The sequence below is a fragment of the Rhodobacter sp. P2_H5 genome (assembly GCF_056403335.1).
Map to the genome: position 1 here is coordinate 14,108 of NZ_JBFUFS010000027.1, position 19,800 is coordinate 33,907.

Here is a 19,800-nt window from a genome sequence, read left to right on the forward strand (position 1 = left end):
ACATGCAGGACGACCTCGCCGAAACCCTGCGTCGCGTGATCGGCGATCTGGTCCGTCTGGTGCGTGAAGAGGCTGGCACCCCCTCCTCCGCCCAGTCCGAGACCTTGGGTCTGTTGGGCCGCCATGGCGCGCAAAGCATGGCCCGTCTGGCCACCGCGCGCGGGGTGCGCCACCAAAGCATGCGGCTGGTCGTGGCGCAGATGGAGGCGGAAGGTCTGGTCCACCGCGCCCCCGACCCTGCGGACGCCCGCGGCCAGCTGGTGACGATCACCGCCGCGGGGCAGGACCGCCTGCAGGCCGGGCGCGCTGCGCGCAGCCAGTGGATCGCCGCCCGTCTGGCCCAGCTTTCCCCACCCGACCGCGCAGCACTCGCCGCCGCCATGCCGGCGCTGCAAGCCCTGTCCCGGCCCGAGGCCTAAGCGCGCAGGCCGGCCAGCACGGCGGCCAGCGTGTTGACGCCCCAATGTTCCAGATAGCGCCCGTCGCGCAAGCGGACGATATCGATCACCTGAATCTCCACCGCACGCCCGGTCGCAGCCAGACCCAGCAGCGCCCCGGTATGCCGCCCGGTGATCGACTTGCGCGTCACCACCCGGTCGCCTTCGGCCAGCTGGTCATGGATCACCACCTTCAGCCCGGACAGCGCCGGGCGCAGCACCTGATCAAAGGTGTACCACATGCCTGACGCCCCTTGCGGCGCGCCAGGCGGGACAGAGTGGTTGATGAATTCGGGGTCCATCAAGGCGGCAAAGGCCTCAGCCGAGCCGCCCTCGATCACCTCGGCGTTGAAACGGCGCACCGCCGCCTTGTGCATGTCCTGCATCTTCTGACTCCATCGGGGAATGGAGGCATATATACAGTTATGCTGTATATATCGTCAACCGGCTCAGGCCAGATGGTCGCGGAACTCCGCGATCACCTGTTCGTAAACCGCGCGCTTGAAGGGGACTATGGCGGCCAGCATCTCCTCTGCGCTGATCCAGCGCCATTCGGCAAATTCCTGATGCGGCTGCACGATGTTGACCTGATCGTCACGCCCGGTGAAAAGATAGAGGAACCAGCGCTGCTTTTGCCCGCGGTACTTGCCGCCCCAGACCTTGCCCAAAAGCTCGGGCGGCAGGTCATAGGTCAGCCAACCGGCGGATTTGGCGACAAACGCCGCCAGATCCGGGGTTACGCCGGTTTCTTCGCCCAACTCCCGCAGGGCCGCGACGCGCGGCTTTTCGCCCTCGTCGATCCCGCCCTGCGGCATCTGCCAGGCCGCAGCCCCGCCCTTGGCCTGCCCGCCATCCAGCCGCCGCCCGGCAAAGATCAACCCTTGCGGGTTGATCAGCGTGACGCCGACGCAGGGACGGTAGGGCAGATCCTCTGCCTTGACCGCCTCGCTCACGGCTTCTGGTCCACCGCGGCCAGACCGCGCAGGATGTCGACCGCATAGGCCAACTGGAAGTCGCTGTCGCGCAGCTTGGAGGCTTCTTCCGTCCGCGCGCGGTCGGCTTCCAGCTGTTTCTTCTCGTCATCGGTCATCGAGTCGTTGGACAGGATGCCGTTCAGATCGGCTTCCGAGGTCATCTTGTTCGGATCGGCATTCGGATCCTCGGGCTTGGCGTTCGGGTCCACCGGCGGCTGGTTCACCACGATATCGGGCATGACACCCAAAGCCTGGATCGACCGGCCCGACGGAGTGTAATAGCGCGCCGTCGTCAGGCGCATCGCCCCACCATCCCGCGTCGGCAGGATGGTCTGGACCGAGCCCTTGCCGAAGCTCTTGGTCCCCACAACGATGGCCCGGTGATGGTCCTGCAAGGCGCCGGTCACGATCTCCGAAGCCGAGGCCGAACCGCCATTGATCAGCACGACCATCGGCTTGCCATTGGTCAGATCACCCTTGGTCGCGTTGAAGCGCTCGTTGTCCTGCGGGTTGCGCCCGCGGGTCGAGACGATCTCGCCCTCGTTGAGGAACGCATCCGACACCTGGATCGCCTGCACCAGCAAGCCGCCAGGGTTGTTGCGCAGGTCAAGGACCACGCCATTGACCTTGTCCAGACCGCCGGCCTGATCGACCGCCTTCTTCAGCTCGGCCTGCAGGCCCGAGAAGGTCTGATCGGTGAAGGACGAAATCCGCAGGACAACCGTGCTGCCCTCCAGCCTTCCCTTGACCGCCGCCACCTTGATCGTGTCGCGGATGATCGAGACGTCGAACGGGTCCTTGGTCCCCTCGCGCACGACAGAGATCACCACTTCCGAGCCGATCGGCCCGCGCATCAGGTCCACCGCCTGATCCATCGTCAGCCCGTTGACCGACTTGCCATCGACCTTGATGATCAGATCGCCGGTCTTGATCCCGGCCTTGTCGGCCGGCGTGCCGTCGATCGGCGAGACGACCTTGATGTAACCGTCCTGCTGGGTCACCTCGATGCCGAGGCCGCCGAACTCACCCTTGGTCTGGACCTGCATCGCGGCATTGTCCTTGGGGTTCATATAGCTCGAATGCGGGTCAAGCGAGGTCAGCATGCCGTTGATCGCCGCCTCGATCAGTTTCTGGCTGTCGACCTGTTCGACATATTGGCTGCGGATGCGTTCGAAGGCATCGCCGAACAGATCCAGCTGCTGATAGACAGAGGTGTTCTTGCCGGCCTCCTCTGCGATCAGCGGCCCGGCGAATTGGGTGACAAGCAACGCTCCCGCCACCGTGCCGCCGATTGCGGCCATCAGAACCTTGTTCATGCCTTCTTATTCCTCGTTAGCGGTGAACCAGTCCGTCGGATCGATCGGCTGGCCCCCATTGCGCAATTCCACATAAAGCGTTTCGCTGTCGCCTGCACCAGAGCCGTTGTCGGCCGGACGCAGGATATCTGCGGCATTTGCCGCCGTTGCCTCCACCGATCCGCCCATCAAGCCCAAGGCATCCCCCTGCGAGACGACATCGCCCACTTCGCCATAGACCTGATCGAGCCCGGCCAAAACCAATAGATAGCCTGCTCCCGGCTCCAGGATCATCACATTTCCGTAGTCGAGCAAGGGGCCGCGGTAGCGGATCGTCGCGGCCCAAGGGGCGGTGACCAAGGCGAGTGGCCTTGTGGCCAGCGTCAGCCCCGGTTTGGTGACGCCCTTGGCATCGGTCTCGCCGGGGTGGAGGATGATATGGCCCAGAACCGGCCAGGGCAGGGCACCCTTGGCCTCGGCAAAGCCCTGCACGCTGGTGGTCTGCGGGTCGAGGCCCTTGGCAAAGGCGGCGAGCGTCTTGGCATTGGCGACCAGCGCCTGCAGGGCGGCGGGGTCTTCGGTGATCCGCTTGGGCAGGGCGGTGCGGTCCGACATCGCCTGCGACAGGTCGGTGCGGGCCAGCTGCACCTGCCGCAGCCCCTGCGCCAGCGTCGTCTGCGCCTGGGTCTGCAAGGCGCGCAGGTCGCGAAGCTCCGTCAGATCCTGCTTCAGCCCGGCGGCTTCCTTCTGCAGGGCGGGCGCCACCTCCGCCAGCACCATGCCCGACCGCACCGTGCCCAAAGGCCCATCGGGATGGAGGAGGAGGAGCGGCCCCTGCTCACTGTCCAGCCCCGCCAGCACCCCCAGAAGTTGCGAAACCTGCCCGCGCTTGGCCTGGAACTGCAAGGTCAGCGCGGTTTCGCGCAGCTGCGCCTGCCGCATCGCCTCGCGCAGGGCCAGAAGCCCGCCCTCATAGGCCTTGATCGTCTTGGTCAGCGCCGCGACCCGGTCCTTGGCCGCATCCGCCGCCTGCAGGGCCTTGACCGAGGCCTCCAGATCCGCCGAGGCCTTCTGCGCCGCCTTGGCGACACTGCCCTGCACCTCCTGCGCAAAGACCCCCGGCGCGCCGAGGGTCAGAAGCAGGGCAAGGGCGCAGGCTTTGATCATGCCAGAAGCAGGCTCTTTCCGGTCATCTCGGGCGGCTGCTCCAGCCCCATCAGCGCCAGAAGCGTCGGCGCCAGATCAGCCAACCGCCCACCCTGCCGCAGAACCGCACCCTCCGGCCCGCCGACCAGCACCACCGGCACCGGGTTGGTGGTATGCGAGGTATGCGGGCCCCCGGTCACCGGGTCCACCATCAGCTCGCAATTGCCATGGTCCGCGGTCACGATCATCGCCCCGCCCATGGCCTTCAGCGCCGCCAAGGCCCGGCCCAGCCCGATATCCACCGCCTCCACCGCCTTGATCGCGGCGGGCAGGCTGCCGGTGTGGCCCACCATGTCCGGGTTGGCGAAATTCACCACGATCAGGTCATAGCCCTTCTCGATCGCCATCACCAAATGATCCGACACCTCGACCGAGGACATCTCGGGCTGCAGATCATAGGTCGCGACCTTGGGCGACTTCGGCATGAAACGGTCCTCACCGACAAAAGGCTGCTCGCGCCCGCCGTTCAGGAAGAAGGTCACATGCGGATATTTCTCGGTCTCGGCCAGCCGGAACTGGGTCTTGCCGTGATCGGCCACCCATTCGCCGATGGTGTTGACAATCGAGCGTTTCGGATAGGCCGTCGCCATATAGGTGTTGTGGCTTTCGGAGTACTCCACCATCCCCAGCAGCGCCGCCCAGACCGGCCGCTTGCCGGCATCAAAACCGCCAAACGCCGGATCGGCCAGCGCGGCGAGGATCTCGCGCGCGCGGTCCGACCGGAAGTTCAGGCAGAAGAACCCGTCGCCATCCTTGGCCCCGGCGTAATCGCCGATCACGGTCGGCGCGATGAACTCGTCCATCTCGCCCTTGGCATAGGACTGCGCCACCGCCTCCTGCGGGGTCGCCGCCACCTCGCCCTTGGCATGAACCATGGCCTGATAGGCGCGCTCGACCCGCTCCCAACGGTTGTCGCGGTCCATCGCCCAATAGCGCCCGATCACCGTGCCAACCCTGGCCCCGAAGGGCAGCGAGACCATCAGATGTTCGACAAACTCCGCCGCCGAATTGGGCGCCACATCGCGCCCATCGGTGATCGCGTGCAAGACCACCGGCACGCCCGCCGCCGTGATCGCCCGACAAGCCGCCAGCACATGGTTGAGATGCCCATGCACCCCGCCATCCGACACCACGCCCATCAGATGCGCCACGCCACCCGAGGCGCGCATCTTGGCTACAAACTCCACCACGCCCTCGTTCTTGGCAAAAGACCCATCCTCGATCGCCAGATCAATCGCGCCCAGATCCATCGCCACCACCCGTCCCGCGCCGATATTGGTGTGGCCGACCTCGGAATTGCCCATCTGCCCGGTCGGCAGGCCCACATCCGGGCCAAAGGTGGTCAGCGTCGCATGCGGGCATTCCGCCCAGATCCGGTTGAAATTTGGCACATGGCCCTGCGCCGGGGCCGAAACCGCCGGATTGGCCCCGATCCCCCAGCCATCCAGAATGCACAGAACAACGGGTTTGAACGCGGTCATATCGGTCTCCAACTTGCTCTTGCCGTTCATATGACCGACAGGACCCAGAAACAACAACCCCAATGCAAAACGGCGAGGCCAAAGCCCCGCCGCCCTTGCAATTCAGCCGGTTTTACTTTGCCGCAAAGCCCGGCAAATCGGCATCGCTGAAGCCCACGACGTAGAACAGGTTCGGCCCGGCGGTTTCAGGCAGAAAGTCGTTGTCATTGGCAATGTACAGCGTGTGCAGAACCGTGCCGTCCAGCGTCACGTCCTCGCCAAAGGCCATGCCTTCGATCTTCGACGGCACCTTGTCCGCCGTCACACCATGCGCACCCAGCAGCGCCACAAGATCCAGCACTTCGGTTTTCTTCACGACCGCTTCAACAGCCTCCGGCCCGGCGAGCGCAGTGATGTCCTTGGCGCCCGTCAGATCGATGCGGAACAGCTTCTTGGCTTCGGCGGGCGAACCGTCGCCCAGCCCCGCGCCATCGCGTTCATCCAGCAGGAATTCATGGTCGTTGATCGCGACAATCTCGCTGACGCCCGAACCATCGGAGAGCTTGTAGCCATATTCATGCGTCTCGCCCGAGGCGAGATCGACGGTCACCAGACGAATCAGCTTCTTGCTGGCTTTGTCGCCCGCATCCTGCTCCAAAGCGGCCTGCATCACGCCGACCAGCATCTTGCCATCCGGGGTGATCGCCAGCCCCTCCATCCCCTTGTTGGTGACGCGGCCAAGGGTGTTGCCCTTGATCTCGTCATCCTTCATCGCCGAAAGCTTGCTGATGCACAGGTTCTCCGGCAGGGCAATCGCCTTGATGCGCGCGCCCGTCGCCCGGTCGAACTCATACAGATAAGGGCCATATTCGTCCGAGACATAGACCGACTTGCCATCCGCCGAGACCCGGATGCCCTCGGCATCGAAACGCCCGTTGCCCGGGTTGCAGGAGGATTTCGCCGGGTCCATCGCATCCGACCGCCCGGTGAAGTAGTTATGCCCCGCAGTATTCTCCGCCGGCACGCCCGAGCCGATGTCCAGGCCCTCGCCCGAGCCATAGACCAGCGCATCCGGGCTATAAAGCAGGGTGGTGGCGGTCAGTTCGGGCTTCATCTCGAAGGGCAGGGCGGCGCCTGCGGCGGCGGGGGTCAGCGCCAGGGTCAGCGTGTCAAAGCGCGGGATGAAGGTCACGGTGTCATCAACCTTGGGGTTGAAGGGCGTTGCATTCGGCCCGCGGTCCGGCAGGCCCAGGAAGGTGCCATTGCCCGCATAGGCCAGACCCGAACCAAGCCCGCCCAGCATCGCCTTCGGCAGACTGTTCTCCAGATTGCCTTTGAGCCCGGACATGTCCAGCCCCTCGCCCGCCGCACTTGCGGTCATCTGGCCGATGGCCAGCAACTTGGGTTCAGCGCTGGCCGCACCTGCGGCCAGAACCACAGCAACCGTCCCCAAGAACGTCGAAATACCTGAGCGCATGTCGCTCTCCCCTCATGATGTCCCCTCCGTCCTTAGGGGTGCCTCATGACGCTTCCGCGACAGATTTTCAAAGGGAGCATGACAGAGGCGCAGGCCGGAGTCCTGCGCGGGAAGATCTTAACAAAAGATGAAGAAAAAATGCAAAGTTATTTTAAATCAATGGGTTGATGTGGATTGCACGCGTGCAATCACACAGGTTTCACGCCCTGTGATAAGGCCCGCCACCGAGGATCGTCGCGGCCCGGTACAATTGCTCGGCCAGCATGACCCGGACCATCATATGCGGCCAGACCATCAGGCCGAAGCTGACCGAGGCATCGGCCTTGGCCCGAAACGCCGGATCAATCCCATCCGCCCCGCCGATCACGAAAGCCACATCCTGCCGCCCGGCATCCCTCCAGCGGGCCAACTGGGTGGCAAACTCGGGCGAGGACATGAGCTTGCCCCGTTCATCCAGCGTGACCAGAACCGCGCCCGAAGGCACGGCCCGCGCCAGAAGCTCGGCCTCGGCTGCCATCCCAAGGTTCTTCTTGTCCTCGACCTCATGTTCCAAAACCGGGCCAAGCCCCAAGGGCCGCCCGGTCCGGTCGAATCTTTGGAAGTAATCCGCCACCAGATCGCGTTCAGGTCCGGCACGAAGCCTTCCCACCGCCACCAGATGCACCCTCATCTCAGACCGCAGCGTCCGTGTCGGTCCGATGCGCCGCCGAGGGCATCCACATCTTCTCCAGCTGGTAGAAGTCGCGCACCTCGGGCCGGAAGACGTGGATGATCACGTCGCTGCCGTCGATCAGAACCCAATCGCCGGTTTCCTTGCCTTCCATCTTGGCGCCCATGCGGAACTTTTCCTTCAGCCGGTCAGACAGCTTGTCGGAAATCGAGGCGACCTGACGCGAGGAGCGGCCCGAGCAGATGACCATGTAGTCGGCCACATCCGAACGCCCGCGCAGGTCGATCTGCACGACATCTTCGGCCTTGTCGTCGTCAAGCGAGGCCAGAACCACCGCCAGCACATCTTCCGCCGTATAGTCGGGCGCAGCCATGCGCTCGGCCCGGGGCCCGACCGGAAGCCCGGTCGCAGGATCAAATTGAGACAGGACAGCGTCCTCCGGTAAGGCGCAGCGCCTGAAGGGCGGTGCGGGATGAGTTCAGACTAGCAGTAGGCGAAGGATTTCTCAACGTCCCGCAGGTGAAGCGCGCCCCATATCGGGATTTGGCGCCAAGGTCGAGTCCTCGCCTTCACCCATTTTGATCCCGCCCTTGGGCAACACATGCACCTCGCGCTGCGGGAAGGGAATCCGGAAGCCCTCGCGCTTGAAAGCATCCCACAGCGCCAGATAAACCTGCCCCCGCACATTGGTCAGCCCCTCGCGCGGGTCGCTGATCCAGAAGCGCAAGACATAGGAGACCGAGCTTTCGCCAAAGCCAGTGACATGACAGACCGGATCGTGCGATTTGAGCACGCGCGAGACCGTCCGCGCCGCATTTACCGCGACGCGCCGCACCTGATGCGGATCGTCGGCGTAAGAGATGCCAAAGGTGATATCGAGCCGCACCAGGTCATTGCTATGCGACCAGTTGACCACCTGGCCGGTGATCAGGTCCTCGTTCGGGATCAGATATTCCCGCCCGTCGCGGGTGACGACCGAGACATAGCGCGCCCCGAGCGAGGCGATCCAGCCGAAGGTATCGCCCAGGCTGATCACATCGCCCGGCTTGATGCTTTCGTCCATCAGGATGATCACGCCAGAGACGAGGTTCGACACCACCTTCTGCAAGCCAAAGCCCAGACCCACGCCGATCGCCCCGGACAGGAAGGCCAATCCGGTCAGGTCGAACCCCAGCGCCTTCAACCCCAGGAAGGCCGCTGCGGAATAGAGCACGATCTGCACCAGCTTGACCGCCAGCACGCCCACCGAGGGCGAGATGTCGTCATTCTTGGCCAGCCGTCGCGTGATGGCTTGAGTCAACAGCCGCCCCGCCGAGATCAGCACCGCCGTCACCACCAGCGCCCGCACCACCCCCAAGGCCGTGATCCGCACATCGCCCAGCGTGATCCCGAGCGAGTCCAGAAAGTCGGTCGCCGCCGCCAGAAACCCCATGTATTGCAGGGTCACATAGATCCACCCCGCCCAGGCCACGACCCGGCGCAGGAAAGGGTTGCGGATCAGCCGCGCCACCAGCCCGATCAGCACCCAGGCCGAGGCGACCGTGGCCGCGATCACCACCAGATAGCGCCGCGAGGGATAGATCGAGATCTGCTCGATCACCCCGACCGCAATCCAGGTCAGTGCGACAAAGCTGATGCCCCGGATGCGCCGCTTCAGAATCGCGTAAAACCGCATGCGTTGCGGCGGAACGCCCTCCAACCTGCGCAGATAGGCGTCCACGCGCGGCTCGGCATAGTAACGGATCAGGGCGGCGACCCCGAAGAGCACGACCACCAGCACCACCTGCAACAGCCGCGACGGCAAAAGCAGCGACTGCAGAAAGGTCGAGATCTGCGTCGCCAGATCCTGCGCGCTGGCCAGAATGTCGGGGTCTATGGTGTCCATGGAACGAATCTGTCGCATGACGCGCCCCGCAAAGCAAATCCCGCGCGTCAGGCGCCGGATGGGAACTCCGGTCCCGCGAGCCATGCGGCTGGCGCAAGGGTGCCTCTCTGGCGTCATGCATCAGGTGCAAAGCGCCATCCCGCAAACGGGGCTGGCTCGGATTGCTGCGTTGCGGCATAAGGGCGTCAGGGAGGATATCAGGAGTTAGAACCATGAAACCCACGATTTCCCGCCTGTTCCACCGCCTCTTTCCGATGATTCCCAGCCGTGCGGACCGTGAACTTGCCTATCTCTGCGGATCGGTCAGCCGTTATGACCTTGAATCCCGCGAGCGCGAGATCAGCCGGGGCAAATTCGCCGCCTACTGATCGTCTTTGCTGAAATAAGCCTGCAATTCGGGGCTTCGGCCCCGATTGGCACCACGCTCCCGGCTTGATTGCGCGGCCCGATCGGCATATCTAGCCCTCCATGGATCGTTTCTTCGACATCGCGGATCACGCACGTCTGCCCTGGCGCTTTACGCAGCGCCTGCGGTCTGTCCTCGCACGAATTTGACTGTCGCGTCTTAGACGCGCCCCGCGCCTCGGCGCGGCTTTTGTCCATTCCCGAACCACAGCTGAAGTGAGAGAGCCATGACCGCTCGTACCCTGTATGACAAGATCTGGGATGACCATCTGGTTGACCAAGCCGAAGACGGCACCTGCCTGCTCTATATCGACCGCCACCTAGTCCATGAAGTGACCAGCCCGCAGGCCTTTGAAGGGCTGCGCATGACGAACCGCAAGGTCCGCGCGCCTGAGAAGACCATCGCCGTGCCCGATCACAACGTGCCGACCACGCTGGACCGCGCCAATGCCGCCACGATGACCGAGGATTCGCGGATCCAGGTCGCCGCTTTGGACAAGAACGCCAAGGATTTCGGCATCAACTACTATCCGGTGTCGGATGTTCGCCAAGGCATCGTCCACATCGTCGGCCCGGAACAGGGCTGGACCCTGCCCGGCATGACCGTGGTCTGTGGTGACAGCCACACCGCGACCCATGGCGCCTTTGGTTCGCTGGCGCATGGCATCGGCACCTCGGAAGTGGAACATGTGCTGGCGACGCAAACGCTGATCCAGCGCAAGGCCAAGAACTTCAAGGTGGAAATCACCGGAAGCCTGCGCCCGGGCGTCACCGCCAAGGACATCACCCTGTCCGTCATCGGCGCCACCGGCACCGCCGGCGGCACCGGCTATGTCATCGAATACTGCGGCCAGGCGATCCGCGAACTGTCGATGGAAGGCCGGATGACCGTCTGCAACATGGCGATCGAGGGCGGCGCCCGCGCTGGCCTGATCGCCCCCGATGAGAAGACCTTCGCCTATTGCATGGGCCGCCCGCACGCGCCGAAAGGTGCGGCCTGGGAGGCTGCGGTGGCCTATTGGAAGACCCTGTTCAGCGACGCCGACGCCCATTGGGACAAGGTCATCACGCTGAAGGGCGAGGATATCGCCCCGGTCGTCACCTGGGGCACCTCTCCCGAGGACGTGCTGCCGATCACCGGCGTCGTGCCGAACCCGTCCGATTTCCACGGTGGCAAGGTCGAGGCCGTGCAGCGCTCGCTGGATTACATGGGCCTGACGCCGGGCCAGAAACTGTCGGACATCACGATCGACACCGTCTTCATCGGGTCCTGCACCAACGGAAGGATCGAGGATCTGCGGGCGGCTGCGGCCATCCTGAAGGGCAAGAAGAAGAAAGACGGTCTGCGCGCCATGGTCGTCCCGGGTTCGGGTCTGGTCCGCGCCCAGGCCGAGGAAGAGGGCCTGGCCCAGATCTTCATCGACGCGGGCTTTGAATGGCGTCTGGCCGGCTGCTCGATGTGCCTGGCGATGAACCCCGACCAGCTCTCGCCGGGCGAGCGTTGCGCGGCGACCTCCAACCGCAACTTCGAAGGCCGTCAGGGCCGCGGGGGGCGCACCCACCTCCTGAGCCCCGCCATGGCCGCCGCCGCCGCGATCACCGGTCACCTGACCGATGTGCGCGAGCTGATGAGTGAGACGGTCTGAGGCATGCGTCTCGACACAAAGGATGACTTCCATCGGGAGAGTGAGAGGCGGCTGGAAGCTGTCCTTGCCAAGTCGGATGTCACCTTTGTGTCGGGTTATACCGACGTCCTGATCGGCTGCGAGCAAGCCTTCGGAGAGCGAGCCCTCATGCGAGAGGAGAGGTTGTTGGCTTCCGCCATGGCTTGTGACACCTGCATTCAGTCAGGCGGGCTGGCAAGTTGCTTCGAATACGCTTCTCCCCACCTTCTGCGGGGAGATGCCGCCATGACCCTGATCGCCTTGCCTTCTCAAGCGAAGATACTGCGCAAGGCCGTGGACACATCAGATCTTGGCGATGCAGCAACGTCTTCAGCCTTGCAGGCTGTCTTCTTCGCCAGAAATGGCGACGATCTTGACAAATGGATCGAGAGGCTCGCGCCGCTTGAGGCCGCCTATTACGAACTTGGGCTGGGGACGGTCAGTGCGGCCGTCCTTGCCTTTATTCAGGAACATCATCGGGCGCTGCGGCGACCCTCCTTGTAGGAAACGAAGATGGAAAAATTCACCAAACTGACCGGCATCGCGGCGCCCATGCCCTTGGTCAACATCGACACCGACATGATCATCCCCAAGCAGTTCCTCAAGACCATCAAGCGGTCGGGGCTGGGGGTGAACCTGTTTGACGAGATGCGCTACAACCTCGACGGCTCGGAAATCCCGGAGTTCGTGCTGAACCAGCCGGCTTACCGTCATTCGCAGATCCTGATCGCGGGCGACAACTTCGGCTGCGGCTCGTCGCGCGAACATGCGCCTTGGGCGCTGTTGGACTTTGGCATCCGCTGCGTGATCTCGACCTCTTTCGCCGACATCTTCTTCAACAACTGCTTCAAGAACGGCATCCTGCCGATCGTGATGCCGCAAGACGTGGTCGACGTGCTGATGGAGGACGCCAAGAAGGGCGCCAATGCCCGGCAGACCGTGGATCTGGAGGCGCAGACCGTCACCACCTCGGATGGCCAGGTTTTCCCGTTTGAGGTCGACAGCCACTCCAAGCACTGCCTGATCAACGGCCTGGATGACATCGGTCTGACCCTCGTCAAGGCCTCTGCCATCGATTCGTTTGAGAAAAAGGCAGCGACGCTGCGGCCCTGGGCCTGATCCCGACCCTATCGCTAGAAAATAAAACCTAGCAGCTACAACATCTTGCGCCGTCCGGTTTATTACCTACCGGGCGGCCATTTTTTTAACGCAAAATTGATTCAATCCTGCAACACCCGAACCGTGAAAGCGCCGCTTTGGCCGGGTCTTGTGGCCGTGACGGTTGCAGTGTTGCGGGAAAGAAGGCACAATTTGGGCAAGATTGAGGCAATCCGCCGCAATGTGCGGAAAATCGCTGGAACAAGGGCCTGGCAAAGCATCAGGACCGTCTGGCAGAGGGGTGCAGGAGCAGTGATTTCGCGGCTGACAGGCGCGGCGATGCGGGCTGTGTTGGTGATGCTTGTCGTCGCCACGCCGACCGTTCTTTTGGCCGATCCGCGGGCCGACAGCCAGCAGATGGTGGCGCTTGTCGCGCTGTTTCTGGGCGTGCTGACCTTTGTCGAATACAACTCCGTCTACCCCGGCCTGGTCGAGTTCCGCGATGCGCCGCCCTTCAACCGCATCCGCTTTCTGATGCTGTTCGCCACGGTGTTCTGCCTTTCGGTGATCGAACGCGGCCGGGTGCATCCCTCGACCATGACCGAACTGGTCCATGCCGTGGGCGCGCTGATCGGCCTGTCGATGGATTTCCCCTATAGTCCGGTGCGGCTGGCCACGCTGATGATGTCGGCGGGATCGACCAGCGCCCAGGTCGGCGCGGTGCGGACGGCGGCGGGGATGTCTTACCTGATCTCTTTGATCTCGCTCGCGATTTTTGTGATCATGATGCGGATGGGTGGCTGGCCCCGGCGGGACCGGCCCTTCAACGTCTGGGTCAATCTGCCAACCTTCGACCCGACTTCGGGCGGGGATGTGGTGGTCCGTCTGACCCGCGATGCGCGGATCAACATCGCGCTCGGCTTCCTGTTGCCCTTCATCACCCCCGCCGTGGTCGAGATCGCCTCCTGGGGCTTTGCCCCGATGGCGCTGACCTCGCCGCAGACGATGATCTGGACCATGACGCTGTGGGCCTTCCTGCCCGCCAGCCTGTTCATGCGCGGCATCGCGATGGGCCGGGTCGCCGCGATGATCCTGAGCCGCCGTCAGGCGCGGGGCGGCGAGGCGGGTGCGCAATACGCGCCGGTCTGATCCTCTGGCTACTGTTCGGCCTGCTGCCGGGTCCGGCGGCGGCGCAAAGCCTTCTGGTGGCGACCTATGACAGCGGCATGGCGCAGGCCGGTCCCGGGCTGTTGCTGCAGCACCTGATCAAGGCCGACGACCCGCAGATCGAGGCGGGCATCGTGGTCCTGCTGGCGCTGAAGGCCGATCTGCTCGTCCTGACCGATTTCGATTATGACCATGATGGCGCAGCCCTGGCGGCCCTGCAGGCGCGGCTGCGCGCCGCAGGCCTGGACTACCCCGAGGCTCTGGCCCTGCGCCCCAACACCGGCATTCCAACCGGGCTGGACCTTGACCATGACGGCGCTCTCGCCGGGCCACGCGATGCGCAGGCCTATGGCCGCTTTGCCGGGCAAGCTGCCATGGCGATCCTGTCGAAGCTGCCGATCGACCGCGATCATGTGACGGATTACTCGGGCCTGCTGTGGCGCGATCTGCCCGGCGCCAACCTGCCGCCCGACCTTGCGCCCGAGGCCGCCGCCCTGCAGCGCCTGTCCACCGCCGGGCATTATGCCGTGCCGGTAACCTATGCCCCGGGCAAGGCGCTGACCCTGCTGGTCTGGTCCGCCACCCCGCCGATCTTTGACGGACCCGAGGACCGCAATGGCCGCCGCAACGCCGACGAGACCGCCCTCTGGCTGCGCCTGTTGGACGGCAAGCTGCCCAAGCCCCCCGATCCCGGCTTTCACCCCGCTCCGCGCCCGCCCTTCCTGCTGATGGGGGAGCCGAACCTCGACCCTCAGGATGGCGACGGCTTGCCCGAAAACCTCCGCGCCCTGATGGCGCGCCCCGAGTTGCAGGACCCGATGCCGCGCGGCACCGCGGGGCGGGCGGATCACGGGGCGGGCGATCCGCGCCTCGACACCGCGGTCTTCAAGACCGGCTGGGGGCTACGGCTCGACATGATCCTGCCCTCCCGCGATCTGGGCGTCGTGGCCGCTGGCGTGCTCTGGCCGCCGGACAGTGACCCGCTCGCCCTGACCCTCGCCACGGCAAGTCGGCACCGCCCGGTGTGGCTGCGGCTGACCCTGCCCTGAAAGGCGGGAAATCCTTGCGATACAACGCGGCGCGCCCCTGTGCCGCTTGACCCCGCGCGCCCCAGCCGCTAGGCCAACCGCGACCAATTCAGCAGGAGCGCCCCATGGCCAATCCCTCAATCCTCATCCTCGCCGGTGACGGCATCGGCCCGGAAGTCATGGGCGAGGTCAAAAAGATCATCTCCTGGTTCGACACCAAGCGGGGCATCAAATTCGACGTCTCCGAGGATCTGGTCGGCGGCTGCGCCTATGACGCGCATGGCACGCCCCTGACCGACGCCACAATGGCCAAGGCGCAGGAAGTGGACTGCGTTCTGCTGGGCGCCGTCGGCGGCCCGAAATACGACAAGCTGGACTTCTCGGTGAAGCCCGAGCGCGGCCTGCTGCGCCTGCGCAAGGAGATGGACCTGTTTTCCAACCTGCGCCCGGCGCAGTGCTTTGACGCTTTGGCCGACTTCTCCTCGCTGAAGAAAGAGGTCGTGGCCGGCCTGGACATCGTCATCGTGCGCGAGCTGACCTCGGGCGTCTATTTCGGCGAGCCGCGCGGCATTTTCGTTGAAGGCAACGAGCGGGTTGGCATCAACACCCAGCGCTATACCGAATCCGAGATCGCCCGCGTGGCGCGTTCGGCTTTCGAGCTGGCCCGCAAACGCAACAACAAGGTCTGCTCGATGGAGAAGGCCAATGTGATGGAATCGGGCATCCTGTGGCGCGACGTGGTGCAGGAAATCCACGACAAGGAATATCCCGACGTCCAGCTTTCGCACATGTACGCCGACGCCGGCGCCATGCAGCTGTGCCGCTGGCCCAAGCAGTTCGACGTCATCGTGACCGACAACCTGTTCGGCGATATCCTGTCCGACATGGCGGCGATGCTGACCGGCTCCTTGGGCATGCTGCCCTCGGCCAGCCTCGGCCTGCCGCAGATGAACGGCCGCCCGAAGGCGCTGTATGAGCCCGTCCACGGTTCGGCCCCCGATATCGCGGGGCAAGGCAAGGCCAATCCGATCGCCTGCATCCTGTCCTTCGCCATGGCGCTGCGCTATTCGTTCGACCTCGGCGACGAGGCCACCCGCGTCGAGAAGGCCATCGAGAAGGTCCTGGCCGACGGTCTGCGCACCGCCGACCTGATGGGCCCCGAGGGCGGCACCCCGATCTCGACCAGCCAGATGGGCGATGCGGTCATCGCGGCGCTGGACGCCAGCCTTTAAGCCTCCAACCCTTTGGCAACGCGCCCGGTGACAGCCGGGCGCGTTTTGCTTTGCGCCTCCGGCAAAATGCCGCCGAAGATTGCGCTTCCGGGACCCTGGTTTTCATTTCGCCGAAATTCCCCGGTAGCGCTCACAAATGGCCCTTGAAATCCCGGCGCTTTGGCGCAAGGGAGGGGGCTGGCACCTTGCCCAAACTCCCACATCAGGTCTGTCATGCCCGCCCGCCAATCCAATCTGAACGGAGCGCTTCTGGGGCTTTTGTCCTTCGCGATCTACGCCACCAGTGACGTCATCGTGAAATACATGGGGGCGAGTTACAGCCCCTTCCAGAACATCTTCTTCAACGGGCTGTTCGGCTTTCCCCTCGTCGCGATCATGCTGATGGGCGATCAGCGCTCGGGCACGCTGATCCCGAAAAAGAAGGCGATGACGCTGATCCGCGCGGTTTTCGTCGTGCTGAACTCACTCCTCGGGTTCTACGCCTTCTCGGCGCTGCCCCTGTCCGAGGCCTATCCGATCTTCTTCTCCTCCCCGATCCTGATCACGCTCCTGGCCATCCCGCTTCTGGGCGAGAAGGTCGGGCTGCACCGGGGCATCGCCATTGTCGTGGGCCTTCTGGGCGTCATCGTCGTCCTGCGGCCCGGGCAGTCGCATCTGGGGCTGGGGCATCTGGCGGCAATCGGCGCCTCGCTGGTCTTTGCGATGAGCTCGATCCTGGTGCGGATGTCGGGCTCGTCGGAGCGGTCTGTGGTCATCATGCTTTACCCGATGATCGCGAACTTCGTCGTCTCGGGGCTTGCGCTTCCCTTTGTCTACAAGCCCTTGCCGGTGGAACATCTTGGCCTTCTGGCCGCGATGTCGGCCTTGAGCTTCGTGGCCGGGCTTCTCAGCATCGCCGCCTATCGCCGCGCGCAGGCGGCCATCATCGCGCCGATGCAATATTCACAGATCATCTGGGCCTCGATCTACGGCAGCATGATCTTTCACGAATCCAGCGACCTCTGGACGCTGGTCGGCACCGGGATCATCATCGCCTCGGGCATCTACATCGTCATGCGCGAGGGCACGCCGACCGTCTCGGCCAACCGCCCGGTGACCGAGTCGCGCCTGCGGTTCGAGCTGGGGGTGATGCCGCGCCTGACCTCCTGGTTCAAGTTCTTCGAAAGCCGGGGCCCGAAGCCGCCGGAACGTGACGATCTGCAGTGACTTGGCAGAGAATCCGCGTGGCACCCCTTGCAAACCCCGGCGCCACGCGGTAACTCCCCGCCCACGGTCGGAGCGTAGCGCAGTCTGGTAGCGCACCTGCTTCGGGAGCAGGGGGTCGGAGGTTCGAATCCTCTCGCTCCGACCAATTTCCCGAACCCCTTTCCCCTTCAGAACTGCATCGTCGCGGCCACCGCGCGTTGCCAGCGGGCATAGCGGGCGTCGGCGTCGACCTTCAGCATCTTGGGTTCAAAGCGGCGGTCCAGCGCCCAGGTCCGGCCAAACTCGGCAGGTTCGGGGCAAAGCCCGCGCGCGAGGCCGGCGAGGTAGGCGGCACCCAGCGCCGTCGTCTCCGGCGTCACCGGGCGGTCGACCGGGGCGCCGATGATGTCGGCCAGGAATTGCATCGCCCAGGACGAGGCCGCCATGCCGCCATCGACGCGCAGGATGCCGGCCGTCGCCGCTTTCCAGTCGGCGCGCATCGCCTCCAGAAGGTCGCGGGTCTGGTAGCCGACGCTTTCCAATGCGGCGCGTGCCATCTCGGCCGGGCCGGTGCTGCGGGTCAGGCCAAAGATCGCGCCGCGGCTTTCAGGCTGCCAATAGGGCGCGCCAAGGCCGGTGAAGGCAGGGACCAGCACCACGCCCTGCGCAGGGTCCGCGGCCTCGGCCAAGGCTTGCGTCGCATCGGCGCGGTCGATGATCTTCAGCCCGTCGCGCAGCCATTGCACCACCGCTCCGGCCATGAAGATCGAACCTTCCAGCGCAAAGGTCGTCTGCCCCTTCAGCCGGTAGGCGATGGTCGTCAACATCCGGGTCGAGGAGGTGACCCGCTCGGTCCCGGTGTTCAGCAGGGCAAAGCAGCCGGTGCCATAGGTGGCCTTCATCATGCCAGGGGCAAAGCAGGCCTGGCCCACGGTGGCGGCCTGCTGGTCGCCTGCCACGCCGCAGATTGGGATCTCGGCCTCGAACAGGCCCGGCGCGGTGGTGCCGAAATCGTCGGCGCTGTCGCGGACCTCGGGGAGAAGTTCCATCGGGATGTCGAGCGCGGCGCAGATCTCGGCATCCCATTCATTGCGGCTGATGTCGAACAGAAGGGTGCGGGCGGCATTGGTGGCGTCGGTGGCGTGGACGCGGCCGCCGGTCAGCCGCCAGATCAGGAAACTGTCCACCGTGCCGAAGGCGAGCTTGCCGGCCCGGGCCCGCGCGCGCGCGCCGGGGATCTGGTCCAGAAGCCATTTCACCTTGGTGCCCGAAAAATAGGGATCCAGAAGCAGCCCGGTGCGCTGCGTTATGAGGGGTGCCAGGCCCTGCGCTTGCAGGTCGGCGCACATGTCCGCGGTGCGGCGGTCTTGCCAGACGATGGCGCGGTGCAGGGGCAGGCCGGTCTCGCGGTCCCACAGAAGGGTGGTCTCGCGCTGGTTGGTGATGCCGATGGCGGCGGGCAGATGGCCGCCCTTGGCAATTGCCTCGCGCGCGCAGGTCAGTGTGGTCTGCCACAGATCCTCGGGCTCGTGCTCGACCCAGCCCGAGGCCGGGAAATGCTGGGGAAACTCGCGTTGGGCGCTGACCACCGGGCGCAGCGCGGCATCGAAAAGGATCGCCCGGGTCGAGGTCGTGCCCTGGTCGATCGCAAGGATATGGTGCATTGAATTCTCCTCCGTTTTGGTCAGGCTGACAGGAAAGCCGGTGCGGGCAAAGCGCCATTTTGCGGGAAAACGCCGCACGCTCGCGCCGGCACAACCAGAAAGGCAGTGACAGCCGCAATTTCCCGTGTCAGAAAAAAATACTATTAAAGTGACGCAGTTAAAGTGAAGGATTGGTGCTTTGGTACTGAGTTTCCGGCAGGCCGAGATACTGGAGCTCGCGCGTGCCGAAGGTCGCGTGACCGTTGATGCCCTCGCCCGCAAATTTGCGGTGACCCTGCAGACGATCCGCAGGGATCTTGCCGACCTGGGGGATCTGGGGCTGTTGGACCGGGTGCATGGCGGGGCCGTGCTGCGGGTCGTGGCGGCCAGTCAGGGCTATGAGCAGCGCAGGCATGCCAATGAACAGGCCAAGGCCGCGATTGCCCGGGCCTGTGCTGCGGCGATCCCGGACAAATCCTCGATCATCCTGAACCTCGGCACCACGACCGAGGCGGTGGCGCGCGAGCTGCTGCACCACAAGAACATCACCGTCATCACCAACAACATGAATGTGGCCAACACGCTGGTCGCCAATGCCGATTGCGAGGTCGTGCTGGCCGGCGGGGCGCTGCGGCGGTCCGATGGCGGGCTGGTGGGCGATATGACGCCGCAATTCTTCAGCCAGTTCAAGGTGGATTTCGCCGTGATGGGCTGTTCGGCGATAGATGCCGATGGCGACCTTCTGGATTTCGATCTGGCCGAGGCGCGGGTCTACCGGACCATCGTTGGCCAGGCGCGGCACAGTTTCCTCGTGGCTGACCACAGCAAATTTGCCCGCTCGGCCCCGGCGAGGCTGGCTTCGCTGGCCGATCTGTCGGCCTTCTTCACCAACGCGCCCCTGCCCGAGCCGCTGGCGGCCAAATGTCTGGCCTGGGGCACCGAGGTGCATGTCGTCTGAGCGCCCTCCGCGCGGT

The 19,800-nt window shown here is 64.6% G+C and carries 21 protein-coding genes and 1 tRNA gene; 12 read left to right on the forward strand and 10 right to left on the reverse strand.

Annotated elements, in window-relative coordinates; genetic code table 11:
- Window positions 1-2 precede the first annotated feature (2 nt).
- Complete coding sequence (locus AC1DVR_RS21730; protein ID WP_478002712.1) at window positions 3-419, forward strand: MarR family winged helix-turn-helix transcriptional regulator; 417 nt, start codon at window positions 3-5, stop codon at window positions 417-419.
- Here AC1DVR_RS21730 and AC1DVR_RS21735 read toward each other — a convergent pair.
- From AC1DVR_RS21735 to AC1DVR_RS21760, 6 genes are all read right to left on the reverse strand, one after another.
- Complete coding sequence (locus tag AC1DVR_RS21735) at window positions 416-823, reverse strand: ester cyclase (protein ID WP_478002713.1); 408 nt, start codon at window positions 821-823, stop codon at window positions 416-418. The genes AC1DVR_RS21730 and AC1DVR_RS21735 overlap by 4 nt on opposite strands.
- Window positions 824-886: 63 nt before the next feature.
- Window positions 887-1,390 (reverse strand): RNA pyrophosphohydrolase, encoded by a 504-nt coding sequence (locus AC1DVR_RS21740; RefSeq protein ID WP_478002714.1) that lies wholly within the window; start codon window positions 1,388-1,390, stop codon window positions 887-889.
- Complete coding sequence (locus AC1DVR_RS21745) at window positions 1,387-2,727, reverse strand: S41 family peptidase (protein WP_478002715.1); 1,341 nt, start codon at window positions 2,725-2,727, stop codon at window positions 1,387-1,389. The genes AC1DVR_RS21740 and AC1DVR_RS21745 overlap by 4 nt, the downstream gene beginning before the upstream one ends.
- 6 nt (window positions 2,728-2,733) lie before the next feature.
- The gene (locus tag AC1DVR_RS21750) at window positions 2,734-3,873 is read right to left on the reverse strand and encodes a murein hydrolase activator EnvC family protein (RefSeq protein WP_478002716.1); all 1,140 of its coding nucleotides are present in this window, start codon (window positions 3,871-3,873) and stop codon (window positions 2,734-2,736) included.
- Window positions 3,870-5,393, reverse strand: a complete 1,524-nt coding sequence (gene gpmI / locus AC1DVR_RS21755) for a 2,3-bisphosphoglycerate-independent phosphoglycerate mutase (protein ID WP_478002717.1) — start codon at window positions 5,391-5,393, stop codon at window positions 3,870-3,872. The genes AC1DVR_RS21750 and gpmI overlap by 4 nt, the downstream gene beginning before the upstream one ends.
- Before the next feature lie 112 nt (window positions 5,394-5,505).
- The gene (locus tag AC1DVR_RS21760; protein ID WP_478002718.1) at window positions 5,506-6,849 is read right to left on the reverse strand and encodes an esterase-like activity of phytase family protein; all 1,344 of its coding nucleotides are present in this window, start codon (window positions 6,847-6,849) and stop codon (window positions 5,506-5,508) included.
- Between the two features lie 45 nt (window positions 6,850-6,894).
- On the opposite strand from AC1DVR_RS21760, the gene AC1DVR_RS21765 reads away from it, so the two are divergent.
- On the forward strand, window positions 6,895-7,017 hold the full coding sequence (locus tag AC1DVR_RS21765; protein WP_478002719.1) for a hypothetical protein: 123 nt from the start codon (window positions 6,895-6,897) through the stop codon (window positions 7,015-7,017).
- 31 nt (window positions 7,018-7,048) lie between these two features.
- Here the strand turns inward: AC1DVR_RS21765 and rlmH are convergent, their stop codons facing one another.
- From rlmH to AC1DVR_RS21780, 3 genes are all read right to left on the reverse strand, one after another.
- Window positions 7,049-7,519, reverse strand: a complete 471-nt coding sequence (gene rlmH, locus AC1DVR_RS21770) for a 23S rRNA (pseudouridine(1915)-N(3))-methyltransferase RlmH (protein WP_478002720.1) — start codon at window positions 7,517-7,519, stop codon at window positions 7,049-7,051.
- A 1-nt stretch (window position 7,520) separates the two neighbouring features.
- Complete coding sequence (gene rsfS, locus AC1DVR_RS21775; RefSeq protein WP_478002721.1) at window positions 7,521-7,892, reverse strand: ribosome silencing factor; 372 nt, start codon at window positions 7,890-7,892, stop codon at window positions 7,521-7,523.
- 132 nt (window positions 7,893-8,024) lie between these two features.
- Entirely contained in the window at window positions 8,025-9,404 is a 1,380-nt protein-coding gene (locus AC1DVR_RS21780; protein ID WP_478002722.1) for a mechanosensitive ion channel family protein, read from the reverse strand.
- Between the two features lie 212 nt (window positions 9,405-9,616).
- Here AC1DVR_RS21780 and AC1DVR_RS21785 point away from each other — a divergent pair, with 212 nt between their 5' ends.
- The 9 genes from AC1DVR_RS21785 to AC1DVR_RS21825 all read left to right on the forward strand — a co-directional run bounded on the left by AC1DVR_RS21785 (window position 9,617) and on the right by AC1DVR_RS21825 (window position 17,349).
- Complete coding sequence (locus AC1DVR_RS21785) at window positions 9,617-9,772, forward strand: DUF3563 family protein (RefSeq protein WP_478002723.1); 156 nt, start codon at window positions 9,617-9,619, stop codon at window positions 9,770-9,772.
- 264 nt (window positions 9,773-10,036) lie between these two features.
- Window positions 10,037-11,455, forward strand: a complete 1,419-nt coding sequence (gene leuC / locus AC1DVR_RS21790; protein ID WP_478002724.1) for a 3-isopropylmalate dehydratase large subunit — start codon at window positions 10,037-10,039, stop codon at window positions 11,453-11,455.
- A gap of 3 nt (window positions 11,456-11,458) precedes the next feature.
- Window positions 11,459-11,977: a DMP19 family protein gene (locus tag AC1DVR_RS21795; RefSeq protein ID WP_478002725.1), complete on the forward strand. Its 519-nt coding sequence runs from the start codon at window positions 11,459-11,461 to the stop codon at window positions 11,975-11,977.
- 9 nt (window positions 11,978-11,986) lie between these two features.
- Window positions 11,987-12,592, forward strand: a complete 606-nt coding sequence (leuD, locus tag AC1DVR_RS21800; protein WP_478002726.1) for a 3-isopropylmalate dehydratase small subunit — start codon at window positions 11,987-11,989, stop codon at window positions 12,590-12,592.
- A 318-nt stretch (window positions 12,593-12,910) separates the two neighbouring features.
- Window positions 12,911-13,720, forward strand: a complete 810-nt coding sequence (locus tag AC1DVR_RS21805; RefSeq protein WP_478002727.1) for a hypothetical protein — start codon at window positions 12,911-12,913, stop codon at window positions 13,718-13,720.
- 77 nt (window positions 13,721-13,797) lie between these two features.
- The gene (locus AC1DVR_RS21810; RefSeq protein ID WP_478002742.1) at window positions 13,798-14,787 is read left to right on the forward strand and encodes an endonuclease/exonuclease/phosphatase family protein; all 990 of its coding nucleotides are present in this window, start codon (window positions 13,798-13,800) and stop codon (window positions 14,785-14,787) included.
- Window positions 14,788-14,891: 104 nt separating this feature from the next.
- Window positions 14,892-15,998 carry a 3-isopropylmalate dehydrogenase gene (leuB, locus tag AC1DVR_RS21815; protein WP_478002728.1) on the forward strand — a complete coding sequence of 369 codons (1,107 nt, stop codon included), beginning with the start codon at window positions 14,892-14,894 and terminating at the stop codon, window positions 15,996-15,998.
- A gap of 213 nt (window positions 15,999-16,211) precedes the next feature.
- Window positions 16,212-17,204 carry a DMT family transporter gene (locus AC1DVR_RS21820; protein ID WP_478002729.1) on the forward strand — a complete coding sequence of 331 codons (993 nt, stop codon included), beginning with the start codon at window positions 16,212-16,214 and terminating at the stop codon, window positions 17,202-17,204.
- Window positions 17,205-17,272: 68 nt separating this feature from the next.
- Window positions 17,273-17,349, forward strand: a tRNA-Pro gene (locus tag AC1DVR_RS21825).
- A 22-nt stretch (window positions 17,350-17,371) separates the two neighbouring features.
- Here the strand turns inward: AC1DVR_RS21825 and glpK are convergent.
- Window positions 17,372-18,847, reverse strand: a complete 1,476-nt coding sequence (gene glpK, locus AC1DVR_RS21830) for a glycerol kinase GlpK (protein WP_478002730.1) — start codon at window positions 18,845-18,847, stop codon at window positions 17,372-17,374.
- Between the two features lie 178 nt (window positions 18,848-19,025).
- On the opposite strand from glpK, the gene AC1DVR_RS21835 reads away from it, so the two are divergent.
- Window positions 19,026-19,784 (forward strand): DeoR/GlpR family DNA-binding transcription regulator, encoded by a 759-nt coding sequence (locus AC1DVR_RS21835; RefSeq protein WP_478002731.1) that lies wholly within the window; start codon window positions 19,026-19,028, stop codon window positions 19,782-19,784.
- Window positions 19,785-19,800: the final 16 nt, after the last annotated feature.

Excerpts from the sequence above, each read along its gene's own strand:
- AC1DVR_RS21730 (WP_478002712.1), top strand. The coding sequence starts at position 3 with ATGCAGGACGACCTCGCCGAAACCCTGCGTCGCGTGATCGGCGATCTG.
- AC1DVR_RS21735 (WP_478002713.1), bottom strand. The coding sequence starts at position 823 with ATGCAGGACATGCACAAGGCGGCGGTGCGCCGTTTCAACGCCGAGGTG.
- AC1DVR_RS21745 (WP_478002715.1), bottom strand. The coding sequence starts at position 2,727 with ATGAACAAGGTTCTGATGGCCGCAATCGGCGGCACGGTGGCGGGAGCG.
- AC1DVR_RS21750 (WP_478002716.1), bottom strand. The coding sequence starts at position 3,873 with ATGATCAAAGCCTGCGCCCTTGCCCTGCTTCTGACCCTCGGCGCGCCG.
- gpmI (WP_478002717.1), bottom strand. The coding sequence starts at position 5,393 with ATGACCGCGTTCAAACCCGTTGTTCTGTGCATTCTGGATGGCTGGGGG.
- AC1DVR_RS21760 (WP_478002718.1), bottom strand. The coding sequence starts at position 6,849 with ATGCGCTCAGGTATTTCGACGTTCTTGGGGACGGTTGCTGTGGTTCTG.
- AC1DVR_RS21765 (WP_478002719.1), top strand. The coding sequence starts at position 6,895 with ATGACGCTTCCGCGACAGATTTTCAAAGGGAGCATGACAGAGGCGCAG.
- rlmH (WP_478002720.1), bottom strand. The coding sequence starts at position 7,519 with ATGAGGGTGCATCTGGTGGCGGTGGGAAGGCTTCGTGCCGGACCTGAA.
- rsfS (WP_478002721.1), bottom strand. The coding sequence starts at position 7,892 with ATGGCTGCGCCCGACTATACGGCGGAAGATGTGCTGGCGGTGGTTCTG.
- AC1DVR_RS21780 (WP_478002722.1), bottom strand. The coding sequence starts at position 9,404 with ATGGACACCATAGACCCCGACATTCTGGCCAGCGCGCAGGATCTGGCG.
- AC1DVR_RS21785 (WP_478002723.1), top strand. The coding sequence starts at position 9,617 with ATGAAACCCACGATTTCCCGCCTGTTCCACCGCCTCTTTCCGATGATT.
- leuC (WP_478002724.1), top strand. The coding sequence starts at position 10,037 with ATGACCGCTCGTACCCTGTATGACAAGATCTGGGATGACCATCTGGTT.
- AC1DVR_RS21795 (WP_478002725.1), top strand. The coding sequence starts at position 11,459 with ATGCGTCTCGACACAAAGGATGACTTCCATCGGGAGAGTGAGAGGCGG.
- leuD (WP_478002726.1), top strand. The coding sequence starts at position 11,987 with ATGGAAAAATTCACCAAACTGACCGGCATCGCGGCGCCCATGCCCTTG.
- AC1DVR_RS21805 (WP_478002727.1), top strand. The coding sequence starts at position 12,911 with ATGCGGGCTGTGTTGGTGATGCTTGTCGTCGCCACGCCGACCGTTCTT.
- AC1DVR_RS21810 (WP_478002742.1), top strand. The coding sequence starts at position 13,798 with ATGGCGCAGGCCGGTCCCGGGCTGTTGCTGCAGCACCTGATCAAGGCC.
- leuB (WP_478002728.1), top strand. The coding sequence starts at position 14,892 with ATGGCCAATCCCTCAATCCTCATCCTCGCCGGTGACGGCATCGGCCCG.
- AC1DVR_RS21820 (WP_478002729.1), top strand. The coding sequence starts at position 16,212 with ATGCCCGCCCGCCAATCCAATCTGAACGGAGCGCTTCTGGGGCTTTTG.
- glpK (WP_478002730.1), bottom strand. The coding sequence starts at position 18,847 with ATGCACCATATCCTTGCGATCGACCAGGGCACGACCTCGACCCGGGCG.